Origin of the sequence: Bartonella sp. OD88NMGDW (assembly GCF_042193775.1) — a bacterium.
Classification (GTDB): Bacteria; Pseudomonadota; Alphaproteobacteria; order Rhizobiales; family Rhizobiaceae; genus Bartonella; species Bartonella grahamii.
Window position 1 is genome coordinate 117,741 of the sequence record NZ_JBHIMA010000004.1, and the last position, 26,400, is coordinate 144,140.

Sequence of the window (26,400 nt, forward strand, 5' to 3'; positions counted from 1 at the left end):
TCAAAAATATAAAAAGTTACTCAACAATTTTTGAGACAAGAAAAAAATTTTCTTCTGTAACAGGGGCATTGGCTACAATATCTGCTGCTTTATCGCCATCTGTAACACTATCTTCACGCATTCGTAGAGTCATCGGCATCACAGATGTTAATGGCTCAACTCCACTGACATCAACTTCATTCAATTGCTCTACAAAACCTAAAATAGCATTGAATTTTTTTGTCACAGGTTCTATCTCATCATCGTGGATAGCAATCCGCGCTAAATGTGCGACCCGCTTGACGGTCTCTTGATCAACAGACATACTACTTACGCCTTTCTGTTTTTATTAATCTTTATTCTGGCTATACAAGGCTGAGCTTGCAAGCGCAAGAATATTAGATAACATGAATGAAGAAATAACTATTAGATATGAAACATTAAAAAACGCATTATACCCTTATGACCGTTATTAATATAAACGAAGTTATGACACATCTTTTGCCTGGACAAACAATAGCAGGCTTAGATTTAGGGACAAAAACTATCGGAATTGCGATTTCTGATATGGGGCTGACTGTCTCAAATCCGCGTCCTGTACTACAACGAAAAAAATTTACAGAAGATGCTTACACACTTATTAAAACTTTTGACCGTGAAAATGTAGGCGTTATTATCATTGGCTTACCCCTTAACATGAATGGAAGCAGCGGTTCTCGTGTTCAAGCAACCAGAGCTTTCGTGAGCAATATGAAAGCTTATACAAAAATTCCATTTGTTTTTTGGGACGAACGTTTGTCAACAATTGCAGCAGAACGTTCTCTTCTAGAAATGAATGTATCGCGCGCTAAAAGAGCAAACCGAATTGATTCGGCAGCCGCTGCTTTTATATTGCAAGGTGCTCTTAATAGAATTCAAAACTTTCATCATATGGAAGGATAGAGGACATTGAGCAAATGCCCTGCATTATATCGTGCAATGAGCATCCCGTAGGAAGATCTCCACTGTCCCCCAAGACGGCTTTCCATATAAGCATTTGCAACATGTTCTATGTCTGTAGAACGTAATGCTGCAGCTGCAGCTGCATAGGCTACCTGTTCGACAAAAAACCTTCCTGCACCTTCATTTGCTGATGCCATATCACCTGCTGACTTAATAATTTCAATTGCTCGTGGTCCCGCTGGTCCAATATCAAGAGCAATTTTTTCTAACAATTTCTGAAACAGTCCTGGTGCTTTTTCAGCAATAAGAATGGCATCCTTTACCAATTGATTAGCAGAACTATTTCTCACAATTCGTGCAGGCCCATTATGCAACATTTGTGATAATGGGTTATTCTCTATAAAACTTTCAATACCAAGTTGTGCAATAATTTCGCCAATAATAGGCACAACCAATTGACTTACGTGATAAGCAATAATAGGTGTCATAATGCGGGCAAAAGCTGCTTCAGAACGGTCATTTGCTGCATTGTCAAATGCTCTCGCTAAACGCAAAACCAATGCCTGTGAAGCAGCTATATCTAATGCAATATCTGCAAAAATACGTTCTGTCAGTGGTGGTAAAGGTTGATTGGGCATTTTTTTCCGGAAAAAATCTATGCCAAATTGAAGAGCCGCTCGCAAAACACCTGCCGATATGACCGATTGATCGAAACGCATCATCGTCTCGATATCTTTAATAACTTTAAGCCCTTCTCCAGCATTTCCCAAAAGCCAACCATAACTGCCTTGGAAATCAACAACGCCCTCTGGTGTTAAAAGTTCTCCAGAACGCTGAATTAAATGACGAATCGATATAAATCCATTTAATGCGCCATTTTCTTGTATGCGTGGAATAAAAAAACAACTTAAATGGCCATTTAAATCTGCACTAACAAGATATCCATCAGCGGTAGGATTAATAACATTGGTTTTTACAACATTTAAACGATATAGATCACGTTCCATACTTTCATCGAAAGAAATCTTCTTAACACTTGGAAAATTAAAAGCGTATTTTTCAATATCATCAAATGCACAAGTTAGAGAAGCAGCCTTTTTATGATGAATAGGCTTTGATGAGGAATCATATTGGCGTGATAAAAGTACATTTTGCCATTTTTTGAAGAGCTCTATATCACTAATTAAAACAGCAATAGCTGCACTCGTTATGATAACTTCATTCAAATGCCCTGTTTCTAAACCGGCAGATAAAGCTAAACGAATCGCACGCGCTTGATAGCGTACTCCATTTTCTGAGCTCGTATTTTCCCAAAGCGAGGTAACCAAACCTGCTTGTCTAGAATATTGCTGAAGAGCTTGATAGGAAGAATGGATCTCTAATTTTTCCGTTGGTTGCCCCCATTCATCGTTATAACACAATAAAGGCTTATAATGATTCGCCAAGCAAGAGAGTTTCCATGCTTCTCGACTCGCTGCAAAATCTCCTATTTCTTCAAAGCTTGCTAACAAAAACTTAGGCAAAGTAGAGGCAATACGAAACATAAGCGTATCGCTAAGAAATGTATTTTTTCGACGATTATTTTGCGCAGATACAGCACTCATAGGTATATTCCTACATTCAAACCATTCATATCATAGACTATTTGTCTTTTTAGAGTTAAGAAACATTTATCATATTCAAACAAATGCTTGTTTAACCTGTTTAGAGAGAGATAAAGAAGAATGCTATGATTCAAGATAATTTTTTTCCACTTTTCCCTCATCAACATCTTTTAGCTATTAAAGATCTAAGTGTACAAGATCTTAATACATTGCTTGATCGTGCAGAAGCAAATGTTATCCTTTCTAACAAAATTGATAAAATAAAATCTACTTTGCATGGACGGACTCAAATTAATCTCTTTTTTGAAGCCTCTACGCGAACACAATCTTCTTTTGAATTAGCGGGTAAAAGGCTAGGTGCACACGTGATGAGTCTTGCGATCGGCAACTCATCTGTAAAAAAAGGAGAAACATTACTTGATACAGCTACAACTCTCAATGCGATGAAGCCGGATATACTGGTTTTTCGCCATAACAGTGCAGGAGCGGCAGCTTTATTAGCGCAAAAAGTTGATTGTTGTGTCATTAATGCAGGTGATGGTGCTCATGAACATCCAACACAGGCTTTATTAGACGCTCTAACCATTAAAAGAGCAAAAGGTCGTATTGAAGGATTAACTGTTGTGATTTGTGGAGATATCTTACACTCACGTGTTGCCCGTTCCAATATCCTGAGTCTCAATGCTTTGGGTGCTCGTGTTCGTGTTGTTGCTCCCTCAACACTCTTGCCCGCAGAAATCGCTCATATGAGTGTTGAGGTTTTTAACACGATGAAAGAAGGTCTTAAAAATGCTGACGTTATCATGATGTTGCGCTTACAGCATGAACGGATGACAGGTTCTTTTATTCCCTCTACGCATGAATATTTCCATTATTTTGGCTTACATAAAGAAAATTTAGCCTATGCCAAAAATGATTCCATTATTCTGCATCCTGGACCAATAAACCGTGGTGTAGAGATTGCATCTGACATAGCAGATGGACCACAAAGTATGATTCATACACAAGTAGAAATGGGAATTGCAGTGCGTATGGCGGTCATGGAGGCTTTATTAGATTCACGCGCAAAGATCAGTGGAGAAAAAAAATGATAAAACCAATTGTTTTTCAAAATGCTCGTATTATTGATCCTTCGCGCGCAATCGATGAAATTGGTACAGTTATTGTTGAAAATGGACGGATTATAGCTGCTGGAAAAGAAGCTCTGAATCAGGGTTTCCCAGAAGAAGCAGAAATTGTTAACGCACAAAACAAAGCAATTCTCCCTGGCCTTGTTGATGCGCGCGTTTTTGTTGGAGAATTAGGAAATGAACACTGTGAAACAATCGCATCAACAAGTCAATCCGCCGCCGCAGGTGGTATTACTTCTTTCCTCATGATGCCAGATACGCGTCCAATCATTGATAATGTGGCACTTGTTGAATTTATTAGGCATACAGTACAAGAAAAGTCATCGGTCAATATTTATCCCGTTGCTGCGATCACACAAGGTTTCAACGGACAGCAAATAGCGGAATTCGGCTTACTAAAAGCTGCAGGAGCTGTTGCCTTTTGTGAAGGAAAAAAAACGCTTCAAAGTTCATCTGTTATGCGACGTGCAATGACTTATGCGCGTGATTTTGATGTTCCATTGATGCATGAAACGCAAGATAAAGATCTTACAGGACAAGGTGTGATGAATGAAGGACTGCTCGCCAGTTGGCTTGGTCTTTCTGGCATCCCCCGCGAAGCAGAAGTTATCCCACTTGAAAGGGATCTGCGATTAGCAGTATTAACGCAAACACGCTATCATGCCGCTCAAATATCAACAGCACTCTCTGCTGATGCACTTCGTTTAGGTAAAAAACGCAGTGAGAAAATTTCAGCGGGTATATCTATTAATCATTTATCTTTCAATGAAAATGACATTGGTGAATATCGCACCTCTTTTCGCTTAATGCCCCCATTGCGTACAGAAGAAGACCGTATAGCAATGATTGAAGCAATAAAGGATGGGACTATAGATGTTATTGTCTCTTCTCATGATCCTCAGAGTAACGATACAAAACATTTACCATTTAATGACGCGGCGGTTGGCGCTATTGGTATGGAGACTTTATTGAGTGCAGCCTTACGCCTTTACCATGATGAGAGCCTATCTCTTTTACGGATAACTGAACTTTTGTCAACGGCGCCTGCAAAGCTCTTTGGACTCAATGCAGGAACACTGAAGAAAGGTGCTCATGCAGACCTTATTGTGGTTGATCTTGAAGAACCATGGGTTGTTTCGAAAGAGAATCTCTATTCACGTTCAAAAAATACCCCTTTTGAGAATGCACGTTTTCAAGGACGCGTGCTCCAGACCTTTGTGAAAGGGAAAACCGTTTTTAAACTTGATCAACAAACTTAATGAGATTCTTAATGAATGAAGCAGAAATATTTTTTCAGTCCACTCCATGGTTTATTTTCCTCATATCTTATCTCATTGGCTCGATTCCATTTGGTCTTCTTTTAACGAGATTAGCCAAACTTGGCGATGTGAGAACAATTGGTTCCGGCAATATTGGAGCTACAAATGTTTTACGAACAGGAAATAAAAAACTTGCTGCTCTAACACTTCTTTGTGATATGTTGAAAGGAACTATCGTTGTTTTCGTTATAAAGTTTTTTAGTGATCCGCTAGACAATAGTATCCTTGTTTCTCTAGCAGGTTTTTTTGTTTTCTTAGGACATCTTTTCCCCATATGGCTTAAATTTAAAGGTGGCAAAGGTGTTGCTACCTATCTAGGGGTCTGCTTAGGAATCTATTGGCCTGCAGCAATTATTTTTATTATTGTATGGATAACGATTTTTCTCCTCACACGCTATTCTTCATTATCCGCACTCATTTCTGTTGTTATAACTGCGATATTTGTTTTTTACTTTTCCGATCCTTATTTCTATTTTATGCTGATTGTGATGAGCATATTTGTGTATATAAAGCATTACGCAAATATCGGTAGATTATTAATTGGGGAAGAAAGTAAGATTGGGACTCAAAACGGGGATAAATAAAGGAATCCTGCTCACTGATCGTCAACGTCTAAATTGGTTACGGTTGTTGCGCAGTGAAAATATTGGAGCTGTTAGTTTTCGCAATCTCATTGATCATTATAAAACAGCAGAATCTGCTCTGGCAGCGTTGCCAGAGCTTAGCAGAAAAGGTGGTGGTTCTGTATCTATTAAAATAGCAAGCTTAGAAGATGCAGAAAAAGAAATACAAAAAGCTAAAAGATTAGGTGTTCGGTTTATCGGTATGGGAGAACCAGATTATCCAGCTTTTCTTAAGGTTACAGAAGCCCCTCCGCCGCTTATTGCTATTAAAGGTAATGTTTCAATTTTTCAAAAAACTTCTATTGGAATTATAGGTTCTCGAAATGCTTCAGCTGCGGGAAAAAAGCTTACGGCTCAATTTGCGCGTTTTCTCGGAGAAGCAGACTTTATAACAATTTCTGGGCTCGCTCGTGGAATTGATAGCGTTGCGCATCAAGCAAGTTTAAAAACAGGAACTGTTGCAGTCATGGCTGGGGGAATTGATCATATCTATCCTCCTGAAAATAAAAAGTTGCATGAAGATATTATCGCCAACGGTGGAGCCATCATCAGCGAAATGCCCATTTCTTGGAAGCCGCGTGCTATCGATTTTCCAAGAAGAAACCGTATTATTGCAGCTCTATCACTTGGTCTCTTGGTTGTAGAGGCAGCCCTGCGCTCAGGGTCCTTAATTACCGCACGTCAAGCAGCTGAAATGGGACGGTTAATTTTTGCCATTCCCGGTTCACCACTTGATCCAAGATCTGTTGGTACAAACAATCTTATCAAGGACGGTGCTCTACTCACCACACATCCTTCTGACATCATAGAAACACTTACGCCATTAATTTCACCGCTTCCAAATTCGCAACTCAATTTTTTTGAGGAACCATCCTCTTTACAACTTGAAAAGGAGAATTTCAATTTAGCAGATGAAAAAAACAGCAGCCCCTCTTTAGCAGGTGATGATGCAGCACGTGCAGCAGTTCTCTCTGCTCTTTCAACAACGCCAATCGATTTAGACACACTCAGTACCCACACAGGTGTTCCACTTCCAACTCTCTACCTCTTGTTGGTAGAACTCGACCTTGCTGGAAAGCTTATTCGACACTCTGGTGGTTGTGTGTCATTGTCGAATCTTGATCTTCCCCAAGAGCCTCAGCACTATTAATAATGCTTTGCCCTTCTTTGGCAACCATATCCAAAAGCAATGCTAAAAGCGGACTATGCGCCTGACGCGCCATCTGATTCATTTGCTTAGACATGTCTGTAATATATTGGATAACTTTTAAATGATTTATAAACATAATCCTCTATCCTTGAGCATTTCCCCCTCCTACCTCTCAATAGACGTTATCTTAGTATTTCGCCGTATGTTCCTGTAATAACAGTGGAAAGTAAATCGTGTAATTCTATATAGGGTGTATTCTAATAATAACAATCATAAGTTGTACAATATTCATGTTTTTTATATGGCTAATATTTTTTTATGTGCTCTTAAGCAATTGTCATTAGCTATTCGCGTAAAAGGCGTTTATAAAAAAGTTTTTTATTTCAATATTTGGGTAAAATTATGAATATCGTTATCGTTGAATCTCCAGCAAAAGCAAAAACAATAAATAAATATCTTGGGTCTCAATACAAAGTTGTTGCATCATTTGGACATGTTCGTGATTTGCCTGCAAAAGATGGTTCTGTTTTACCGGATCAAGATTTTTCTATGAAATGGGATATAGATTCTGCTGCCGCTAAACGTTTAAATGAAATAGCAAAAGCCGTTAAAGAAGCCGATAGCCTTATATTAGCAACAGACCCTGATCGTGAAGGGGAAGCTATTTCATGGCATATTCTGGATGTTCTTCGTCAAAAAAAAGTTTTAAAAGATAAACCTATTAAAAGAGTTGTCTTCAATGCCATCACCAAAAAGTCTGTGCTTGATGCTATGAACAATCCACGTGATATTGATACATCACTTGTAGATGCTTATCTTGCACGTCGCGCACTTGATTATCTCGTTGGTTTTACACTTTCACCTGTTTTATGGCGGAAACTCCCTGGTGCACGTTCAGCAGGACGCGTTCAATCAGTTGCTTTGCGTATTATTTGTGATCGTGAAGCAGAAATAGAACATTTTATCAAAGAAGATTATTGGTCCGTTACAACACAATTAAAAACCATCCGAAATGATAGTTTCCAAGCAAGATTGACAATGTTTAATCAACGAAAAATAGGCAAGCTTGATATTCAGTCTCAAGAACAAGCAGACCAAATTCGCTTTATGTTGGAGAAAGCCCAATATCATACACTCAGTGTTGAAGCAAAACCTACAAAGAGAAATCCTCTTCCTCCATTTACAACCTCCACACTACAACAAGCAGCTTCTTCAAAATTAGGATTTTCAGCTTCTCGCACTATGCAAATTGCCCAAAAGCTTTATGAAGGCATTGAAATTAATGGTGAAACGGCTGGGCTTATCACTTATATGCGTACCGATGGTGTGCAAATAGCACCAGAGGCTATTGATTCAGCACGAAAAGTTATTCATGAAACTTTCGGTAAAGACTATATTCCTGAAAAACCACGTTTTTATTCAACAAAGGCAAAAAATGCACAGGAAGCACACGAAGCGATCCGTCCAACAGATTTTCAACGCAATCCTAGTCAAGTCCGTAATTTTCTCGATAGCGATCAAGCAAAGCTCTATGAGCTGATATGGAAGCGTGCTATTGCCAGCCAAATGCGTTCTGCTGAAATTGAACGCACAACTGTTGAAATTGAAGCACAACAAGGAGAAAACCGTGCAAATCTAAGAGCAACAGGATCTGTTATTCGCTTTGATGGCTTTATTTCCGTCTACACCGATCAACGAGACGAAGAAAATAATGAAGAAAATGAAACAACACGTTTACCACAAATAAACACTGGTGAAGCACTTACAAAAGAAAAAGTTGAATCTGTACAGCATACGACAGAGCCCCCTTCTCGTTATTCTGAAGCTTCATTAATTAAAAAGCTTGAGGAGTTAGGAATTGGTCGTCCTTCAACTTATGCCTCCACATTGGCGACATTGTGTGACCGTGGATATATTGTAATTGATAAACGAAAGCTTATTCCCGATGCTAAGGGACGAATTGTTACAGCCTTTCTTGAAAATTTTTTTAATCGCTATGTAGAATATGGTTTCACAGCAGATCTTGAAGAAAAGCTGGATCTTATCTCTGATGGGAAACTTTCTTGGAAAGACGTATTGCGAGATTTTTGGGATGGATTTAATGCATCTATTAGCAATATCCAAGAACTCCGTATAACCAATGTTCTTGATGTTTTAAATGTAACATTAGCACCTCTCGCCTTTCCTGAACGCGAAGATGGAAGTGATGTGCGTTCCTGTCCTCTTTGTAAAAATGGTCAATTATCATTAAAACTCGGTCGTTATGGTGCTTTTGTTGGCTGTTCCAATTATCCCGAATGTAAGTATACACGCCAACTTGGTACAGATACTGGAGAAGAGAATGAAACTGTACGCAATGATGAACCTGTTATACTTGGTATTGACCCTGAAACAGGAAAAGATATCTCTCTTCGCAATGGCCGGTTTGGTCCCTATATTCAACTTGGTGAAAGCAAAGAAGTTAAGCGTGCAGGACTACCAAAAGAATGGCAGGCAGAAAATGTAACCCTTGATAAAGCCTTGGCTTTACTATCCCTTCCCCGTGAAATTGGCATTCATCCTGAAACTGGAAAAACAATCACAGCTACGATTGGACGATATGGTCCCTATCTTAGCCATAACGGAAAATCTGCACGCCTTCTTCATGCAGATGAAGTTTTTGATATTGGTATCAATCGCGCTGTTACAGTATTGGCAGAACAACAAGAAAACAAAACCAAGCAAAGCAGAACAACATCTGCAGCATTGGCAACATTAGGAGAGCATCCCGAAGGAGGAACTATTACCGTGCGCAACGGGCGTTATGGTCCTTATGTCAATTGGGGTAAAATTAATGCAACATTGCCAAAAGATAAAGATCCCATTAGTGTAACACTGGCAGAGGCATTAGAACTTATATCGGCTAAAGCATCGAGTAAAAAAACAACTTCAAAAAGAGCTTCTTCTAAAACAAAAGCAAAAATAAAAGAGACATAAATTTTGGCTAAAGGTAAAAAAAACATAAATTATCTCTCTACATTCAAGGGGAAAAATTTTCCCAATAAGGAAGAAATCCTTTCCTTTATAAATGAGAATCCTAACCACTCAAGTAAACGAGAAATCGCCAAAGCTTTTAACTTAAAAGGCGATTCTCGTATTTGGCTTAGAGATATATTACGTGAGTTGAAGGATCAAAATCTTATATCTAAACAACACAAAAGAGCAATAAACAAAGGAAAATTACCCCCTGTTACTTTAGTAAAAATTAGCGGACGTGATAAAGATGGGAGTTTTATTGCACAACCTCTTGAATGGGAAGATTCTCCAAAGCCCAATATTGAAATACACTCTTTTCATCACATAAAAGGAAGTAGCATTGGTGTTGGAGATCATATTCTTGTAAAAGTTTTTCGAAATAAAAATTCTGAAAGCTCAAGCCCCCCTTATACGGGACGAATTATTCGTAAAATTGATATATCTCCCAAAAGCGCATTTGCTGTTGTAAGAAAATTTGAAAATAATCAATGGCGCCTTGATCCTATAGACCGCAAAACCAATGAACTCATTGTTGAAATGTCTCCAGAAATGAAGATTGTAGTCGGTGATCTCGTTGAAGTCGAAATTAAAAAAAATACTGGTTACGGATTAAAGAGCGCAAAAATAAAAAATGTTTTAGGGCATATTAAGAGTGAAAAAACACTCTCAATGATAGCACTTCTTTCGAAAGGAATTCCTTATATTTTTCCTGAAAGTGTTCTTGAGCAAGTCAAACATATCAAAGCTGCCAATATGGATAATCGTGAAGATTGGCGACAGTTACCATTTATTACAATTGATCCACCAGATGCAAAAGACCATGATGATGCAGTTTATGCAACCAAGGATAAGGACCCAGCAAATAATGATGGTTGGATTATTATTGTGGCCATTGCAGATGTTTCTTACTATATCAAAACAGGAAGCGCATTAGATAAAGAAGCTTTGAAACGCGGAAATTCTGTTTATTTTCCCGATACCGTTGTGCCAATGTTACCTGAGCGCCTTTCTCATGATTTATGTTCTCTGCGTGAAGGAAAAGAAAGACCAGCTTTAGCCGTTCGTATGATTTTTGATGCAAATGGTAATAAACGAAAACATAGTTTTCATCGTACTATGATTCGTGTAAGAGCCAAGCTTTCTTATCAAGAAGTACAATTGGCAATTGAAGGTAATATAAATGAAAAAACAGCCGCTCTTTTTGAGAGCATTTTGCAACCCTTATGGGAAGCCTATACATGCCTTAAAGCTGCGCGAAATCGTCGCCAACCACTAGAATTAGAAATTGCAGAAAAAAAGATTATTCTTGATCAAAATGGATGCATAAAAGATGTTGTGAGTGAAACACAATTAGAAGCGCATCGTTTAATTGAAGAGTTTATGATACAAGCCAATATTGCAGCTTCTGAAACATTAAAACAACATCACCAGCCCCTCATTTATCGTATTCATGAAAAACCTTCTCTTGCTAAGCAAGAAATACTTCGGAGCTTTCTTCAAAGTTTGGGGATACCACTCTCCCGCGGAAGCGAACTTACCTCAGCGCGCCTTAATAGCATTCTGGCAAAAATGACGAATACACCACAAAAAGAATTGATCAACCAAGTTATTCTGCGCTCACAATCTCAAGCTGAGTATAATCCCAAAAATATCGGCCACTTTGGTTTAAACCTACATAATTATACACATTTTACATCCCCTATCCGCCGTTATGCTGATCTTATTATTCATCGAGCACTCATTAAAACGCTGAAATTAGGAAATGATCAGTTAACAGATACACAAGAACAAAATCTCGCAGAAATTGCTACGCAAATTTCTTTATATGAACGCCGTGCAATGATGGCTGAAAGGGAAACTATTGATCGGCTTGTTGCTCACTATTTAACGAATAAAATCGGCCGTATTTTTACAGGTCGCATTTCCGGAGTTACAAAAGCAGGTCTTTTTATCTCACTTGATAAACTCAACACAGATGGTTTTGTCCATATTTCTACACTTAAAAATGATTATTATCATTTTGATGAAGCCCATCATGTTCTTGTAGGACAGCGTAGCCATAAAGGCTATCAGCTCAGTGATGTTGTAGAAGTAAAACTTATAACGGTACAACCTTTTGCTGGCGCTTTATGCTTTGAACTCTTAACAAAACCTCGTCCAATAAAATTTTCACCGACATCTTACCATAAAAACAAATTTAAAAAACAAAAGCATACTTTTTATGGGAGAAAAAATTAAGCTTCTTATCCTCCATTAAATAGAATATGAATAATAAAAGAATCAATAACTTCAAATTAAGAAATGACTTATATTATATAATATTTTTATTATTTTATGTGTACAATCTTCTTTCTTTAATATACAAGAGGATAAATTTTATTGCTATCTCTATAATAACCATATAGAAATCTTGCAGTTTTTTATACTCAAGAAATGAGAAAAACTGCAAAGAATAGTTTTGGCTCCCTTTCATTTCAGCTCATCTTTTTATTGTTTAAATAAACAAAAGTACCTTAAGCCATTCTCATGAAAAAAAAAGCTTTTAACTCTCAAAACAATTCTTTGCGTGCAATTATTGCAGCTATTGTAACTATTGGCACCGTTGGAACAGCATTGGGAATAGGAACACAACTTGTCTCTCTTCTTATGGCAGAGAAAGGTATTTCCAATAGTATGATCGGCTATAGTGGAACTGTTGGTGGATTTGCCACAATTGTTGCAGCTATTTTTACTTCTCGAATCGCCCTATGCTTAGGCATTTCTAAAACGATATTATTTATGATGGCCATAGGATCGTTAAGTTTTTTAGGATTCTATTTTTTCGAATCCATATGGGTTTGGTTCATTTTAAGGTTTATATTACATTTTACTATGACGGTTATGTTTATCCTGTCAGAGTTTTGGATCAACAGTTATGCTCCCCCTAAAAGACGTGGTTTGGTTCTTTCCATTTATGCTATTGTCCTAGGATTAGGGTTTGCGATAGGTCCAACGCTATTAGCAAAAGTGGGAACACAAGGATTTATTCCTTTTGCTGTTGGTTATAGTCTTATTATATTAGCTGCTATCCCAATTCTTGCCGCTTGGAAATTAAGTCCAGAATTTCAAAAAAGCCAATATACACCATTTTTTCGTTATCTTTTTCACGTTCCAAGCGCTATGATGGCAGTACTTGTTTACGGTGCTATTCAAATGGGCGCATTAACTCTTATTACACCCTTTAGTTTATCCATTGGTTATAATGAGAATGAAGCAGCACACTTTATGGCAGCCCTTGCGCTCGGAAATGTTTTCCTCTTAATTCCTATTAGCATTATAAGCGATTATGCCAAAGATCGACGCTATCCGCTGATAAGTTGCGCTATCTTAGGTTTTGTGGGAACTTTCATGGTACCATGGATCATTCAATATCCATGGATTCTAATGCTTGATCTGTTCCTTCTTGGTGGTGTATCAGCGAGCCTTTATACAATCGGTCTTGCACATCTAGGGGCACGTCTCAAGGGACAAGAACTTGCTGCTGCTAATTCTGCTTTTATTTTTTGCTATGGAATTGGTATGCTTATCGGGCCGACCGTTATCGGAAAATCCATGGATATCTTTAATCCTTTCGGTTTTTCAATAGCTATAGCTGTTTTTTTTAGTTTATATGTCACTTTGGTGTTTGTCCAACTTATAAGAAAATTAATCAGCTCTTGACTTTTTTGAGAACATCCGTAGTGTTGCTGGAAAATCTGATGACATCAAAAATAGGTTTTGATAGCAAGATAATATTTTTTCAGTATAAATAGGGTTCTTACATTATGGCTAAAGCAGCAACCATTAAGATCAAGCTTTTATCAACTGCAGATACCGGTTTTTTCTATGTAACAAAGAAAAACAGCCGTACAATGACAGATAAAATGAGCAAGCGTAAATATGATCCAGTTGTAAAAAAGCACGTTGAATTTAAAGAAACAAAAATTAAATAAATAGACTTATCATTGAATTGATAGATTTTATACTCCAAAAGGAATGTGGGGATATTGCTCTTCAACGTTATTTTTTGAGGGGTGTTTTTTGTTCCCTTAAGTTTAAAAAGTTTACTTTAAAATTTGTATGTTTTGTACGAATTTGGATAAGTTGATTTATTATTTAAGTTGCTTACATATATTCTACATGAGTATTGATTATTGTGCTATCTAACGAGATTTTTTCATTAAAACGAGACATTGTTTCGTCATATAAATGGAATTTTGGACGAATTATAAGCAATACTAAAATAGAGTGCGTTATAATAATGTTAGCAGTTTCTTGGTTTCATGAAAAAAAATTCTCATTTTAATCTAAGAAGTTTTAAAAAAATTACCGGTTTCAGTATTTTTGTCGCTGCTAGCTTTCTTATCGTTATGTCAATTTATTTTAAGCAGAACCAGCAGTTGCCTCAAAAAGAAAAATTTTTTTCTCAAAACTCTGTTAAAGGAAATGCACTAATCATTGATGGTGATTCTATCATGATTTCTTCAATTAGGATTCGACTTGCTGGAATTGATGCTCCTGAACTCCACCAATTTTGTGGAAAAAAGGAGAAACGCTACCCTTGTGGGCTTGAGGCAAAAAAATATTTAGAAAAACTAATAGAAAATCAAACTGTTACATGTCTCTGGCATAAAACAGACCAATACCGTCGTATCCTTGCAACATGTAAAACAAAACAAGTTAGCAATATCAACGCGACGCTTGTACATAATGGTTGGGCTGTAAGTTATTATGAATATCCCAAAGAAGAACAAGAAGCTAGAAGGAAAAAGAAAGGAATATGGGCATCAAGTTTTCAACGACCGCGAGAATGGCGCAAAGCAAATCCTCGCACAGAATAAGAAAAATATTTTTTAATTTCATTGACCAATGAAACGATGTGATAAAATTATTAAACTTGAAAAAAAAATCTATTCCTGTCGTGTTTGTATTCAACAACCACATTATTTTCCTCCTCTTCCTCACGAACCAAATCCCGTCGTTTATTTATCCGATACGGCTTCGATTGCAATTGCAGGACAAGCACCAGGATTGCGTGTCCATGAAACTTCTATCCCTTTTAATGATCGCTCTGGCAAAAGGCTACGTGATTGGCTGGGGGTAACGAAAGAAGAATTTTATAACAAATCCCTTTTTGCTATTGTTCCTATGGGATTTTGTTTTCCAGGTTATGACAACAATAAAGCTGATTTACCACCAAGGCGTGAATGTCGAGAAATATGGCATGAAAAGATATTTCAAGCGATGCCTCAAATAAAGCTTGTTCTTGCTATTGGCAGTTATGCGCAAAAGTGGCATATTACAGAATTAAAACATAAAACTGTTTCAGCAACCGTTAGTGATTGGAGAAATATTCTTTCCATCCCCCAACCTCAAGGCTATAATGTTATGCCTTTGCCTCATCCATCATGGCGAAATACTTCTTGGTTACAGAAAAATCCATGGTTTAACGATGAGCTTATTGTATATCTGCGTCGTTTAGTACGTAAATTTTTATAAATTAAAATACTGAGAAAAAATATGGATCGTCTTGACCGAAAAATTTTACATCTTTTGCAAGAAAATGCGACACTTTCTGTTGCTGATATTGCTAAAAAAGTGGGACTTTCGACCACTCCTTGTTGGCGTAGAATTCAAAAGCTTGAAGAAGATGGCGTCATTCAGCGTCGTGTTGCCGTTCTTTCTCCAGAAAAAGTGAATGCGCATGTCACTGTTTTTGTGTCTATTCGCACAAACACACATAGTCATGAATGGTTTAAGCGTTTTTCAAAAATTGTACAAGAATTCCGTGAAGTCATTGAATTTTATAGAATGAGTGGAGATATTGACTATTTATTGCGTGTTGTTGTGCCCAACATTGAAGCTTATGATCTTTTTTATAAAAAATTAATTTCTAAAATTGACATCCGTGATGTCTCATCTTCTTTCGCAATGGAACAGATTAAATATACAACGGAACTTCCACTTAATTATATTAAATTACATGACAAGACGCATGAACAAAACTCTTAAGAGTTTTTTTATATCGTCTCATTATCTTTTAGGCATTCAAACTTTCGTGTTAAAAAACCACCATTTGTGCATGTGTTAAAACAGCAGCTTTGACAATACCAGCTGCCATAGCTGCTCCTGTCCCTTCACCAAGACTCATCCCAAAATCCAGAAGTGGTTCTTTGCCAATTTTTTTTAAAAGTTCACGATGAGCTGTCTCAGAAGAAACATGTCCAACAAGGGTATGATCAAGAGCTTTTGGATGCATTTTATAAAGGACCGCTGCTGCTGCTGTTGCCACAAAACCGTCTAAAATAACGGGTATTTTTTCTATTCTTGCTGCTAAAATAGCACCAACCATAGCAGCAATTTCACGTCCTCCTAAGCGACGCATTATCTCAAAAGGATCATTAAAATAATCCTTATGCAAAGAAATGGCTGTCTTAACCGCTGCAATTTTACGCTGATAAAAATCACCTTCTGATTCCATACCATTTCCTGTCCATTCTTCCACTTCTCCTCCAAACAATGCTAAGCATAAAGCTGAAGCTATTGTGGTGTTTCCAATTCCCATTTCTCCAATACATAAAAGATCTGTTCCACCCGCAATGGATTCCATTCCAAATGCCATTGTAGCAGCCGCACTCCGCTCATCCATTGCGGCATCCTTCGTAATATTCATTGTTGGATATTCCAATGCTAAATCAAATATTTTTAATCCAAGATCATAAGCAATACAAATTTGATTGATAGCAGCCCCACCAGATGCAAAATTCTGCACCATCTTTTGTGTCATAGATTGTGGAAATGGTGTAACATTTTCTTCTACTATACCATGGTTTCCAGAAAAAATAGCAACCAAAGGTCGCGTTACGATAGGTTTTTCTGTCCCCCTCCATCCCGCATACCAAACAGCAATATCTCCCAGTTTTCCCAATGTTCCTTGCTCTTTTGTTAAGTTTTTTTGCCGTTTTCTTGCCAAAATTATAGAAAACTCATCAGCCACAGGTAAATTTGTAAGCAAAGCACGAAAATCATCAAATGGACTAGCGGTCATAAGGATACCTTTTAAAATCTACAATGTTTATGAAAATCACGTCATATATACAGGATATGAATAATTTATTGTTTTTTTAAACAGTGCTTTAAAAACATTAAATATTATGAAAGCAATGATTTCTATATTCTATTTTCTAATCAAATAGCAAACATGAAAGATTTAAAATATTATCAATATGTTATTACTATTTTTACAGTATGCTCTTAATCTATTTCTCTATTAAATAGGAGCAATTAACATGTTGTTTAATATATAAATTCTAACATTCCTTCTATAACAAAAGTTGCAAACTTTCAAAAACTTATAAAATCAAAAGGATCAAAATGATCATAAAGAAATCAAAACACAAAGGATCTCAACTTTAACATATGTTAATTGTCAGGCTGTTATTAAATGAGAGCACAAAAAGCTTCTTTTAAAATACATATACCTGCATTTGGTTTTGTCGCATCATTTGATAATATTTGCCTCCATCGACGTGCCCCACCCCGCCCATGAAATAAACCAATCATGTGACGAGTCACATGAGAAAGCCGCCCCCCCGATGCAATATGTCGAGCAGCATAATCACACATAACCTCAATAAGATCACTCTCACTCAGATTATTTTGCGCCTCATCATAGAGTTCAAAATCAATATGTTTTAACAAAGCTGGATCATGATAAACTTGGCGACCAAGCATGGCAGCATCACAGAAAGTTAAGTGTTCTTTGATCTCATCAATCGATTTAATTCCACCATTTATCCCAATGAATTTATGAGGATATTTACGTTTTAATCTATAAACCCTTTCATAATTAAGGGGCGGAATATTGCGATTTTCTTTCGGACTCAATCCTTGCAGCCATGCCTTGCGTGCATGTATCCAGAGCGCATCACATCCAGCATTCCAAACCTGATTAGCCAAAAGATCTAACGCCAACTCTTCATCTTGTTCGTCCACTCCAATCCGACATTTGACAGTTACTGGTATAGTAACTTCTCGTTTCATCGCTTCCACGGCATTTGCCACAATGTCTGGATGTCGCATCAAACAAGCCCCAAAGACACCTGCTTGAACACGATTTGATGGACAACCGACATTGAGATTTATTTCGTTGTAGCCAAAATCTTCAGCAATTCTTGCAGCTTCTGCTAACTTTTTCGGATCCGCCCCCCCTAATTGTAATGCAACTGGACATTCTTTATCGCTAAAAGCCAACAATTGTTCGCGAACACCATGAATGACAGAATCTGCTACCATCATTTCCGTATAAAGGAGTGCTTTTTTCGTTAAAAGACGATAAAAAAACCTGCAATGTCGGTCTGTCCAATCCAACATTGGTGCTACTGCAAATTTTACAGGCGATGGAAGGTTGTAAAATATCATGAGGGTATTACTCTCATATCCCTATAGCTCTCTCTTTATACATAGAAAAATACTTACTTTTAGTTTACGGAAAATTTTATTCTCTTACACTATCATGAGTATAATAACAGCCCATTATCTTCAATTGTTATAAAAGTTTACTACAATCAATCATGATAAAACACAATATGGCATTTCTCATAGATTATCGTTCAGGTATATAAACATGAAAAAAATTTTCACTATAATATAAAAAACTCATTTACAAGTTCTTCTTACGCTCATCAAGCCTCTATCCTTACATGATTTAGCACAGCGTTTAAGATAATAAACGATAAACTAAAACATTGTACAATTTTTCATAATAGATTTAATTTTCTTTAGATTTTTTTAAATTATTGTGCAAATAAACGCTACAGAAGATGCTTTTATCTTCTCCTCAAGAAAGAACAAAAATCCTTATTTTACACGCATATAATTATAAATCATTTTTTCTCAATGAGTAATTCTTGATAACATTCTTGGATTTCACTTTATAAGATAGATAAATTTTATCCTAAATATTCTATCTAATTTGCCATTTTATGATTCTTGCAAAAAAAAACTAAAATTAGGGTATAGACAATCATTGTCTTTTTAAGATGTATGACTGACACCAGTATTTCTTGAAGAAAATATTTTACAATATTGCAGATAAAATCTGTAAAATGAAATGATCATAAAGGTTATTCAGTCTCTTGTTGGCTTTGCATATAGGAAGAAAGAGTATCAACCTCTTGTTCATTAAATAGGAGACCAAGTTTCGAACGACGCCATAACACATCTTCACATGCTTTAGCCCATTCTTTTTCCATCAACCATTTTACTTCTACTTCATAAAGCCCATGTCCAAAATTTTTTCCTCTATTTTCCTTACCATGTGCAAATATCACTAATGCTTCCGTACCATAGGAGCGTGCAAGTCTGCGATGTGTAAAAGCATCTAAATCTGGCATCAAAAGAGCAATCTTATTTTCGATTATATCTAATTGATTATAGGGAAAATCGCCCCCTGGAAGTACTGTCTTAGCCGTCCATGATGCTCCCTTTTTACCAAGCGCTTTTTCAACAAATTTCATCGCATCTTCAGCCAACTTACGATAAGTTGTAATCTTTCCACCATAAAGATTAAGAATCTTTGGTGTTGTTCCTGTTCCCATTTCTTTTAAAACATAATCGCGCGTAATTTCTTGTGCTTTTGAAGCTCCATCATCATAGAGTGGACGAACTCCAGAGTAAGACCAGACAATTGTTTCAGGCAATACTGGTTGTATGAAATATTCACTAGCTGCTGCACAAATGTAATCAATTTCTGTATCAGTAATATGAACGTCAGCCGGATCTCCTTGATAATTACAATCTGTTGTTCCAAGCAAGGTAAATTCTTCTTGATACGGAATAGCAAATATAATACGCCCATCACCATTTTGAAAAATATAAGCACGATCATGAGTATAAAGCTTGGGAACCAAAATATGAGAACCTCTAACAAGTCGTACTGGTGGATGTTCATTATAGTCTAATATGCTTGCCAAAACATGATCAATCCAAGGTCCTGTCATATTCGCGACATAAGAAGCTGTGACACTATATTTTTTGCTACTTAACTTGTCTTGAAGAATGATACGCCATTTATTGTCTTCTTTTTTTAAAGAGAGAACTTCTGTTCGTACTTTTATATCAGCGCCCCATTTTTCTGCATCACGAGCATTGCCAATAACTAAACGCGCATCATCTACTCTTGCATCAGAATATTCAAAACCTCTCTGATATTCTTTCTTCAGTGTAGAGCGAAATTTTTTTGAAAAATTAATTGTTTTACTGCGCCATAATTTCTGATTCCAATTCCCTAAATAATCATAAATAAAAAGTCCAAAACGCAACATCCAAGCAGGGCGCAATTCTTTATGATAAGGAAGAAGAAAACGCAAAGGACGCACAATATGTGGAGCCATACGTAAAATGATCTCGCGTTCTTTCAATGCTTCACGAACAAGCTTGAACTCATAATGTTCAAGATAACGAAGCCCGCCATGAATAAGCTTTGTTGACGCACTTGAGGTCCCAGATGCAAGATCGTTCATTTCAGCCAATCCCACTTTAAATCCGCGTCCTGCTGCATCCCTTGCCAATCCACACCCGTTTATCCCTCCCCCAATGATAAACAGTTCATAATGTGTTGTGGTTTTCATAATTTCACTTTTCATTATTTAAGTTTGTTTCTCAGTACTCAATAAAGCAATAGGAAAAAATAATACAAGGGTTCTTCATTGTATTATCAACGTACTTTTTCCTAAAATAAACACGCACAAAAAGCTTTTGATACCCTTATACATCAAAACAACATTTGACAAATTAAAGAGAATTTTTTTATCTTTTACAAAAAATATCCTTGCCAAGCCAAGGTTCATCATATGAAGTCTTTTTAGAGAAAAATTGATGTTTTTTCTCACTCTTAAATACACACTATAGCTAAATGCTTTATTGCACATAGATAACGCTTTTCATATAGTTCACTCAATGACACACTAGGAAATGTGAAGGTACACAGATGACTCATCACTCTCAAAATTCGAAAATAACACCTCTTTCAAAAATTTTAGTCCCAGTTATGTCGAGTATTTTAATCTTTTTACCTTCTTTATCAAACGCAACATCACACTCAAAAACAGCAAATCATTTAAGCTTAGAAAAGCTTAAAACACAACTTTTGGAAGATTCTAGCTTTTTATCTAAGCTTAAAGAAAAAATGATACCACATACTGATTCTCATCATATTCAACAAATTGTCAGAGAGTACCTTCTTACTCATCCAGAAATTCTGATTGAAATGCAGCTTATTCTTCAAGATAAGCTGGAAAAACAGAATGAATACGAAAACAAAATACAAACTTCTGTCATCCATTTATTAGAAAAAGAAATTTTTCATTCTCCTCATGACGCCATTTTGGGAAACCCAAATGGTAAAAAAGTGCTTGTCAATTTTTTTGATTACAACTGTGGGTATTGTAAAAGTTCCTATTCACATATAGAAGACTTGATAAAAGAATATCCAGATTTAAAGGTTATTATTAAGGATTTACCAATTTTAAGCTCTGATTCTATGGCAGCCCATACTGTTGCCTACGCATTTCGAAAACAATTTCCAGAGAAATATCCTCAGTTTCACAAAACGCTTTTAATGTATCAGGGTCGCGCAAATGAAGCTAAAGCTATTAAAATAGCTGTTTCATTAGGAGCAGATGAAAAAAAACTACATAATGCAATAAAAGATCCCACTCTACAAAACGCTTTTAAAGAAAATATCCAAATTGCCTCTAAACTTCATATTACGGGAACACCTTCTTACATCATTGGTAATAAAATATTCATTGGCGCAGCCAGACAAGATACTCTAAAACAAGCGATAGACAATACACGGTGAATACCTAATTAGTTTTAGGAAGAATACTATAAGTGAGGTAATTTTATGCTTTCTCTTTTTTGATAACAGGCTTATAAGTGCAATTTTGCGTAAAGCAGATACGAGTTTTAAATTGCAAAGTATAATGATTTAAAGGAAATAAAAATCTTTAAAGCCTCAAAAGATGTCATCCCTAATCTAGAGATATTCGGTCATAAAATGAGATAATGACGATCTTCATTGATCAAGGAGTTAGAAATAAAATGGCAACAAAAAAAATGGATTCGGCAAAAACCGCAATTGATACGAAAATTATTCGTGATCTTGCTGAAATTTTGAATGATACCAATTTAACGAACATTGAAGTTGAACAAGGGGAGCTTCGTATTTGTGTCTCACGCCAAAATACCTTAACTTCTTCTGAGCAAGCAATCTATGCTCCTGTTTCTACTCCTACTTTTTCTGTAACATCTTCTCCAGTCCCAACAACTGAATCTCCTATACAATCTATCCAAGAAGATAAATCAAAAAACACAATAACCTCTCCGATGGTTGGAACAGCTTATCTTGCACCTTCACCAGGTGCACAACCTTTTGTAGAAGTAGGACAAAATGTTTCTGAAGGAGAGACATTACTTATTATTGAAGCCATGAAAACAATGAATCAAATTTCATCACCACGCTCAGGCACGGTAACCACTGTTCTTGTCAAAGATGGCCAACCTGTTGAATTTGGTGAACCACTTATTATTGTTGAATAAAGCGAGGGGCAACCATGATTCGAAAAATCCTCATTGCTAATCGGGGAGAAATTGCTCTTCGCGTTTTACGTGCATGTAAAGAACTTGGCATAAAAACCGTGGCTGTTCACTCTACCGCTGATGCAGATGCAATGCATGTTCGTCTTGCTGACGAAAGTGTTTGTATTGGCCCTCCTCCCGCTCGCGATTCTTATTTGAGTATTCAGCAAATTATTGCTGCTTGTGAAATTACAGGAGCTGATGCTGTTCATCCAGGTTATGGCTTTCTTTCTGAAAATGCAAAATTTGCAGATGTTCTAGAAGCCCATGATATTACATTCATCGGTCCAACAGCTACTCATATCCGAATCATGGGCGATAAAATCGAAGCAAAGAAAACCGCCAAAAAACTTGGTATTCCTGTAGTTCCCGGTTCAGATGGAGCAGTCACTGAAGAATCTGATGCTTTACGCACCGCTCGTGAAATTGGTTATCCCGTTATTATCAAAGCTTCTGCCGGTGGTGGCGGACGTGGTATGAAAGTCGTTCATTCTGAACAAGAATTTTCTATAGCTCTCAAAACAACGCGTTCAGAAGCGAAAGCTGCTTTTGGTGATGACGCTGTTTACATAGAGAAATATTTAGAAAAACCCCGTCATATCGAAATTCAAGTCATAGGTGATGGTGCGGGAAATGCTATTCATTTAGGAGAACGCGATTGTTCACTGCAACGACGGCATCAAAAAGTATGGGAAGAAGCTACATCACCTGCACTTAGTGAAACTGAACGAAAAAAAATTGGTAGTATTGTTGCAAATGCCTGTGCCCAACTTGGATATCGTGGAGCTGGTACTATTGAATTTCTTTATGAAAATGGCGAATTTTATTTTATCGAAATGAATACGCGTTTACAAGTCGAACATCCTGTAACTGAAGCAATTACAGGTATAGATTTAGTCCATGAACAAATCCATATTGCATCAGGCTGCAAGCTTTCAGTGACACAAGATGATGTCTGTTTTTCTGGTCATGCCATTGAATGCCGTATTAATGCAGAAGATCCTATTAACTTTACGCCATCACCTGGAACCATTACACATTTTCATACACCTGGAGGTTTAGGGATTCGTGTTGATTCAGGTGCTTATTCAGGTTATCGTATTCCTCCTTATTATGATAGTATGATTGGAAAGCTGATTGTTCATGGACGTACCCGTTTAGAATGTATGATGCGTTTACGGCGTGCTTTAGATGAATTTGTGGTCGATGGGATAAAAACTACACTACCTCTTTTTCGCGATCTTATTAATAATCAAGATGTTGCTGATGGTAATTATAATATTCACTGGCTAGAAAAATACCTTTCTCATCAATCAAAGTCTTCAGATTCATAATTCAATAGCAAAATGGTGAATTCCTATAAAAGATTCTATAAGATATCAACATAAGGATAATTCCAACCTTGCTGTAAAGAGTGGTAAAATAGGAAATAAGTTGGTTATTTTTTTATTTGTTATATAGTTTTCTTTTAATATGTACAAAATTTGATAATTTTCTGTTTTCCTTTTTGTGAGTTTGTGCTAACTCCTACGTGGTTACGCCCTTATAGCTCAGTTGGTAGAGCACCTGATTTGTAATCAGGGGGTCGGGAGTTCGAGTCTCTCTGGGGGCACCATATGATTTTTTAATTACGTGTAGCTTATTCATTTTCCGATCCTTTTTAAATTCAGGAGAAGGTAGAGCTAAACGTGAATTTATAAAACGTATTATTTTATCAAACTTCTTTTTTAATGCTTTAAATTCAACTAATTCCTATTAAGAAAATATGTTAGAGTTTAAGTTTCTAATGAATATACTAACAACTCCGTAACATTGGCAAAATTATCCGGTGAGCCATTATTAAGAATCAGAAAGTTTTTTGTAAAGTTCTTACCACAAACATTTTCTTCAATAAAACCACCTAATGCATCAGCCTTAAAGTCTTTTAAAGCTTTAATCGGATAAGGAGTATGATTATAAAATACATGCGTTTCATTTATTAAAGCAATTTTTTTCTTTTAAACGATTATAGCCTTCTATTTAACAGCGTTTTTTGCTGTAAAACTCAAATTATCTGTCTGTTCAACTAAAAGAACTTTATTGTTTAGCTTTTGTGCTTTTTTCAAAGAGATGTGGGCTTTCAAGAATAAGCTTTTCTCGTGCTTTTTGTAACTGTTTAATAACTTCATCAATCTTTGAAGGAGAACAAAAAGATTCTTGGCTATTCAAGAAATGCAGCCTCTCCTTTCCCTCATATAAACATTGCATCTGAGATTGAAGTATTCTAACTTCTTGAAAAAAAAGACGTCCTGTTTCCTTAAAACCATTGTTAAGTGCAAAAAGTTGATCGGAAATGGATAGCAGAATTTGTTTTAAAAAACGCTCATTTTCTTGGCGTTTACGATATTCTAAAATAAGAGCATGGCTTATCTCATCTAACTGTTTTTTTGTAGAATCAATTTGACGCAATAAATTTGGTTTTTCCCCCATATCACCTTTTCTCACCTTCACAAGCATAGCATGAATATCTAACAACTTAATTGCGGAATGAGATAAATAATCAACAACTGTAGGCGTATTAACATAGCGTTTCCGTGCAATCATCACAAACTCACCTAATGACTGTTTTTTACATTCATCCCGCTATTTATTTTCCATTTTACAAAGCCATTCTAAAGAAAGTGCTAAAAAATATTACCTCCAATGCATTATTCGATGTCCCCTTCTCTCTTTTCACTATCAACGTGGAATCCGTGGAGAGAGAAAACGTACAGGTGTATAAAGGATAAGATGTGTTGTTTTCTCCAACACACTACTACCATCAGCAAGAAGAGCTTGACTAGGTGACAATTCTGTACCTTGCATAATTGTGGAAGCCAAAGAACCTTCTCGAGAAAGAGCCATCAACGTTGGTGAAGATGCAAAGACATTGTGTGCTCCCCCATCCACATGAGAGAAATCAAGAACAGCTATTCCATTTTTACGCAACATTTCAATATCTGAGCCATCGCCCACACGATGATGTCCACCCGTAAGACGTCCTGAAACCGCGAGAGCTTTATCCGCTCTAGATACTAAAATAGCTGTTGGCTGCGGGAGTTTTTTTATATCATTAAGTTGGCGCTCAAATACATCAACATCAATGTCTGGTGCCGCCATTAATAAACTTGTAATACGACGAATAGGCTTATATTTTTTCTGTAAGGCTAAAGTTCTAAATGCTTCCATTATAACAAAATTGCCCATAGAATGCGCAATAACCGAAATCTGATCAGCATTGGTTTCACTAATAAGTGTTAAAAGCTCTATCAATCCGTCACGGGCAAAATTAGCACTGTCACGATCATAAATATAAAGAGGAACAGATCCGGCAGAAGGCCAAGAATAATGCACAGCGACAACATTTAAAGAATAATCATGTGTAAACTGTGCTGTACGAAATGTACCATCTGCAAAATTATTATTATACCCATGGATAAAAAGAAAAATTTCTCTTTTTCCTTTTGGCTTTTTTTCTAAAGCAGCATTTAATTGCTGTTTAAACTGTTCTTTATTATCGTATTTTTGCAATGCTACTGCTGCAAAATACTTATCATGCGTAGGTTTATAGGCATTTATTTCAACAACTCCCTTTGTATGTTGCTGAGGAATTCCTACGTCAACGCGATTGTAATGTACTTTATTTGATCGCTCTGCACCATAAGGTTGAGCGTAATTATTTTGCATCATACGACTTGTTGCAACATACACTGGAATGATGGCTTTTGGAGAAACTGGGTTCTCTTCAACTTCTCTTTCTACTGCAGTCATAGAAGGAGTTGCATGCACTCCATGCCAAAGCACAGCGCGTGAATCACTACATGCTGACAATAAAGAAATACAAATAAGAAGTGTTAAATATCTCAAAATCATTATACTTCTCACTGCAACTTTACCCCCACCCTATAAAAATATAACATTTCAAATGCACAGATAAAGTAATAAAAAATGAAACATTAT

At 36.6% G+C, this 26,400-nt stretch carries 23 protein-coding genes and 1 tRNA gene; 16 read left to right on the forward strand and 8 right to left on the reverse strand.

All coding sequences use genetic code 11. The features are described from left to right. Positions 1-16 precede the first annotated feature (16 nt). On the reverse strand, positions 17-304 hold the full coding sequence (gatC, locus tag ACFIJR_RS04865) for an Asp-tRNA(Asn)/Glu-tRNA(Gln) amidotransferase subunit GatC (protein ID WP_015856421.1): 288 nt from the start codon (positions 302-304) through the stop codon (positions 17-19). Between the two features lie 137 nt (positions 305-441). On the opposite strand from gatC, the gene ruvX reads away from it, so the two are divergent. Then, positions 442-921: a Holliday junction resolvase RuvX gene (gene ruvX, locus ACFIJR_RS04870; protein WP_375627337.1), complete on the forward strand. Its 480-nt coding sequence runs from the start codon at positions 442-444 to the stop codon at positions 919-921. Here the strand turns inward: ruvX and ACFIJR_RS04875 are convergent. Continuing rightward, on the reverse strand, positions 906-2,525 hold the full coding sequence (locus ACFIJR_RS04875) for an acyl-CoA dehydrogenase family protein (RefSeq protein ID WP_273787944.1): 1,620 nt from the start codon (positions 2,523-2,525) through the stop codon (positions 906-908). The two genes, ruvX and ACFIJR_RS04875, sit on opposite strands and share 16 nt — an antisense overlap. Positions 2,526-2,650: 125 nt before the next feature. Here ACFIJR_RS04875 and ACFIJR_RS04880 point away from each other — a divergent pair, with 125 nt between their 5' ends. From ACFIJR_RS04880 to dprA, 4 genes are read left to right on the forward strand one after another with little or no spacing between them, the layout of a single operon-like run. Further along, positions 2,651-3,616: an aspartate carbamoyltransferase catalytic subunit gene (locus ACFIJR_RS04880; RefSeq protein WP_375653750.1), complete on the forward strand. Its 966-nt coding sequence runs from the start codon at positions 2,651-2,653 to the stop codon at positions 3,614-3,616. Next, the gene (locus ACFIJR_RS04885) at positions 3,613-4,914 is read left to right on the forward strand and encodes a dihydroorotase (RefSeq protein WP_375627335.1); all 1,302 of its coding nucleotides are present in this window, start codon (positions 3,613-3,615) and stop codon (positions 4,912-4,914) included. Before ACFIJR_RS04880 ends, ACFIJR_RS04885 begins: the two co-directional genes overlap by 4 nt. 11 nt (positions 4,915-4,925) lie before the next feature. Further along, positions 4,926-5,558: a glycerol-3-phosphate 1-O-acyltransferase PlsY gene (gene plsY, locus ACFIJR_RS04890; RefSeq protein ID WP_375627334.1), complete on the forward strand. Its 633-nt coding sequence runs from the start codon at positions 4,926-4,928 to the stop codon at positions 5,556-5,558. Further along, entirely contained in the window at positions 5,533-6,747 is a 1,215-nt protein-coding gene (dprA, locus tag ACFIJR_RS04895; RefSeq protein ID WP_375627333.1) for a DNA-processing protein DprA, read from the forward strand. Before plsY ends, dprA begins: the two co-directional genes overlap by 26 nt. Here the strand turns inward: dprA and ACFIJR_RS04900 are convergent. Continuing rightward, positions 6,677-6,883 (reverse strand): hypothetical protein, encoded by a 207-nt coding sequence (locus tag ACFIJR_RS04900; protein ID WP_005773510.1) that lies wholly within the window; start codon positions 6,881-6,883, stop codon positions 6,677-6,679. The two genes, dprA and ACFIJR_RS04900, sit on opposite strands and share 71 nt — an antisense overlap. Positions 6,884-7,149: 266 nt before the next feature. On the opposite strand from ACFIJR_RS04900, the gene topA reads away from it, so the two are divergent. From topA to ACFIJR_RS04935, 7 genes are all read left to right on the forward strand, one after another. Then, complete coding sequence (gene topA / locus ACFIJR_RS04905) at positions 7,150-9,723, forward strand: type I DNA topoisomerase (RefSeq protein ID WP_375627332.1); 2,574 nt, start codon at positions 7,150-7,152, stop codon at positions 9,721-9,723. A 3-nt stretch (positions 9,724-9,726) separates the two neighbouring features. Then, positions 9,727-12,000, forward strand: coding sequence for a ribonuclease R (rnr, locus tag ACFIJR_RS04910; protein ID WP_375625747.1), 2,274 nt, complete (start codon positions 9,727-9,729; stop codon positions 11,998-12,000). Positions 12,001-12,288: 288 nt separating this feature from the next. Next, complete coding sequence (locus ACFIJR_RS04915) at positions 12,289-13,461, forward strand: MFS transporter (RefSeq protein ID WP_375627331.1); 1,173 nt, start codon at positions 12,289-12,291, stop codon at positions 13,459-13,461. A 104-nt stretch (positions 13,462-13,565) separates the two neighbouring features. Continuing rightward, entirely contained in the window at positions 13,566-13,733 is a 168-nt protein-coding gene (gene rpmG, locus ACFIJR_RS04920) for a 50S ribosomal protein L33 (RefSeq protein WP_004864083.1), read from the forward strand. Between the two features lie 330 nt (positions 13,734-14,063). Beyond that, on the forward strand, positions 14,064-14,621 hold the full coding sequence (locus ACFIJR_RS04925; protein WP_375648271.1) for a thermonuclease family protein: 558 nt from the start codon (positions 14,064-14,066) through the stop codon (positions 14,619-14,621). A 28-nt stretch (positions 14,622-14,649) separates the two neighbouring features. Continuing rightward, positions 14,650-15,279 carry a uracil-DNA glycosylase family protein gene (locus ACFIJR_RS04930; RefSeq protein WP_375653751.1) on the forward strand — a complete coding sequence of 210 codons (630 nt, stop codon included), beginning with the start codon at positions 14,650-14,652 and terminating at the stop codon, positions 15,277-15,279. Positions 15,280-15,300: 21 nt separating this feature from the next. Beyond that, the gene (locus ACFIJR_RS04935; protein ID WP_015856433.1) at positions 15,301-15,792 is read left to right on the forward strand and encodes an Lrp/AsnC family transcriptional regulator; all 492 of its coding nucleotides are present in this window, start codon (positions 15,301-15,303) and stop codon (positions 15,790-15,792) included. A 49-nt stretch (positions 15,793-15,841) separates the two neighbouring features. Here the strand turns inward: ACFIJR_RS04935 and cobT are convergent, their stop codons facing one another. The 3 genes from cobT to glpD all read right to left on the reverse strand — a co-directional run bounded on the left by cobT (position 15,842) and on the right by glpD (position 20,426). Further along, complete coding sequence (gene cobT / locus ACFIJR_RS04940) at positions 15,842-16,828, reverse strand: nicotinate-nucleotide--dimethylbenzimidazole phosphoribosyltransferase (protein ID WP_375648784.1); 987 nt, start codon at positions 16,826-16,828, stop codon at positions 15,842-15,844. 392 nt (positions 16,829-17,220) lie between these two features. Next, complete coding sequence (gene dusA / locus ACFIJR_RS04945; protein WP_375648788.1) at positions 17,221-18,201, reverse strand: tRNA dihydrouridine(20/20a) synthase DusA; 981 nt, start codon at positions 18,199-18,201, stop codon at positions 17,221-17,223. A 704-nt stretch (positions 18,202-18,905) separates the two neighbouring features. Next, positions 18,906-20,426 carry a glycerol-3-phosphate dehydrogenase gene (glpD, locus tag ACFIJR_RS04950; protein WP_375653753.1) on the reverse strand — a complete coding sequence of 507 codons (1,521 nt, stop codon included), beginning with the start codon at positions 20,424-20,426 and terminating at the stop codon, positions 18,906-18,908. A gap of 344 nt (positions 20,427-20,770) precedes the next feature. Here glpD and ACFIJR_RS04955 point away from each other — a divergent pair, with 344 nt between their 5' ends. The 4 genes from ACFIJR_RS04955 (at position 20,771) to ACFIJR_RS04970 (ending at position 24,037) form a co-directional block, all read left to right on the forward strand. Next, a complete protein-coding gene (locus ACFIJR_RS04955) occupies positions 20,771-21,643 on the forward strand; it encodes a DsbA family protein (RefSeq protein WP_375625734.1) in 873 nt (290 codons plus the stop codon). Positions 21,644-21,885: 242 nt separating this feature from the next. Further along, a complete protein-coding gene (accB, locus tag ACFIJR_RS04960; RefSeq protein ID WP_273787930.1) occupies positions 21,886-22,383 on the forward strand; it encodes an acetyl-CoA carboxylase biotin carboxyl carrier protein in 498 nt (165 codons plus the stop codon). A 14-nt stretch (positions 22,384-22,397) separates the two neighbouring features. Beyond that, positions 22,398-23,756: an acetyl-CoA carboxylase biotin carboxylase subunit gene (accC, locus tag ACFIJR_RS04965; protein ID WP_375625732.1), complete on the forward strand. Its 1,359-nt coding sequence runs from the start codon at positions 22,398-22,400 to the stop codon at positions 23,754-23,756. Positions 23,757-23,961: 205 nt separating this feature from the next. Next, positions 23,962-24,037 (forward strand) — tRNA-Thr (locus tag ACFIJR_RS04970). A 461-nt stretch (positions 24,038-24,498) separates the two neighbouring features. Here the strand turns inward: ACFIJR_RS04970 and ACFIJR_RS04975 are convergent. Further along, positions 24,499-25,005, reverse strand: a complete 507-nt coding sequence (locus tag ACFIJR_RS04975) for a hypothetical protein (protein ID WP_375653754.1) — start codon at positions 25,003-25,005, stop codon at positions 24,499-24,501. 135 nt (positions 25,006-25,140) lie between these two features. After that, positions 25,141-26,313, reverse strand: coding sequence for an alpha/beta hydrolase (locus tag ACFIJR_RS04980; RefSeq protein ID WP_375626487.1), 1,173 nt, complete (start codon positions 26,311-26,313; stop codon positions 25,141-25,143). Positions 26,314-26,400: the final 87 nt, after the last annotated feature.

What these genes read in the sequence shown, in the direction of transcription:
- ACFIJR_RS04880 (WP_375653750.1), top strand. Translation starts at nt 2,651, where the DNA reads ATGATTCAAGATAATTTTTTTCCACTTTTCCCTCATCAACATCTTTTA.
- plsY (WP_375627334.1), top strand. Translation starts at nt 4,926, where the DNA reads ATGAATGAAGCAGAAATATTTTTTCAGTCCACTCCATGGTTTATTTTC.
- ACFIJR_RS04935 (WP_015856433.1), top strand. Translation starts at nt 15,301, where the DNA reads ATGGATCGTCTTGACCGAAAAATTTTACATCTTTTGCAAGAAAATGCG.
- ACFIJR_RS04980 (WP_375626487.1), bottom strand. Translation starts at nt 26,313, where the DNA reads ATGATTTTGAGATATTTAACACTTCTTATTTGTATTTCTTTATTGTCA.
- cobT (WP_375648784.1), bottom strand. Translation starts at nt 16,828, where the DNA reads ATGACCGCTAGTCCATTTGATGATTTTCGTGCTTTGCTTACAAATTTA.
- ACFIJR_RS04885 (WP_375627335.1), top strand. Translation starts at nt 3,613, where the DNA reads ATGATAAAACCAATTGTTTTTCAAAATGCTCGTATTATTGATCCTTCG.
- ACFIJR_RS04915 (WP_375627331.1), top strand. Translation starts at nt 12,289, where the DNA reads ATGAAAAAAAAAGCTTTTAACTCTCAAAACAATTCTTTGCGTGCAATT.
- ACFIJR_RS04900 (WP_005773510.1), bottom strand. Translation starts at nt 6,883, where the DNA reads ATGTTTATAAATCATTTAAAAGTTATCCAATATATTACAGACATGTCT.
- ACFIJR_RS04875 (WP_273787944.1), bottom strand. Translation starts at nt 2,525, where the DNA reads ATGAGTGCTGTATCTGCGCAAAATAATCGTCGAAAAAATACATTTCTT.
- glpD (WP_375653753.1), bottom strand. Translation starts at nt 20,426, where the DNA reads ATGAAAAGTGAAATTATGAAAACCACAACACATTATGAACTGTTTATC.
- accB (WP_273787930.1), top strand. Translation starts at nt 21,886, where the DNA reads ATGGCAACAAAAAAAATGGATTCGGCAAAAACCGCAATTGATACGAAA.
- accC (WP_375625732.1), top strand. Translation starts at nt 22,398, where the DNA reads ATGATTCGAAAAATCCTCATTGCTAATCGGGGAGAAATTGCTCTTCGC.
- ACFIJR_RS04955 (WP_375625734.1), top strand. Translation starts at nt 20,771, where the DNA reads ATGACTCATCACTCTCAAAATTCGAAAATAACACCTCTTTCAAAAATT.
- ACFIJR_RS04930 (WP_375653751.1), top strand. Translation starts at nt 14,650, where the DNA reads ATGAAACGATGTGATAAAATTATTAAACTTGAAAAAAAAATCTATTCC.
- ruvX (WP_375627337.1), top strand. Translation starts at nt 442, where the DNA reads ATGACCGTTATTAATATAAACGAAGTTATGACACATCTTTTGCCTGGA.
- gatC (WP_015856421.1), bottom strand. Translation starts at nt 304, where the DNA reads ATGTCTGTTGATCAAGAGACCGTCAAGCGGGTCGCACATTTAGCGCGG.
- dusA (WP_375648788.1), bottom strand. Translation starts at nt 18,201, where the DNA reads ATGATATTTTACAACCTTCCATCGCCTGTAAAATTTGCAGTAGCACCA.
- topA (WP_375627332.1), top strand. Translation starts at nt 7,150, where the DNA reads ATGAATATCGTTATCGTTGAATCTCCAGCAAAAGCAAAAACAATAAAT.
- rpmG (WP_004864083.1), top strand. Translation starts at nt 13,566, where the DNA reads ATGGCTAAAGCAGCAACCATTAAGATCAAGCTTTTATCAACTGCAGAT.
- ACFIJR_RS04975 (WP_375653754.1), bottom strand. Translation starts at nt 25,005, where the DNA reads ATGATTGCACGGAAACGCTATGTTAATACGCCTACAGTTGTTGATTAT.
- ACFIJR_RS04925 (WP_375648271.1), top strand. Translation starts at nt 14,064, where the DNA reads ATGAAAAAAAATTCTCATTTTAATCTAAGAAGTTTTAAAAAAATTACC.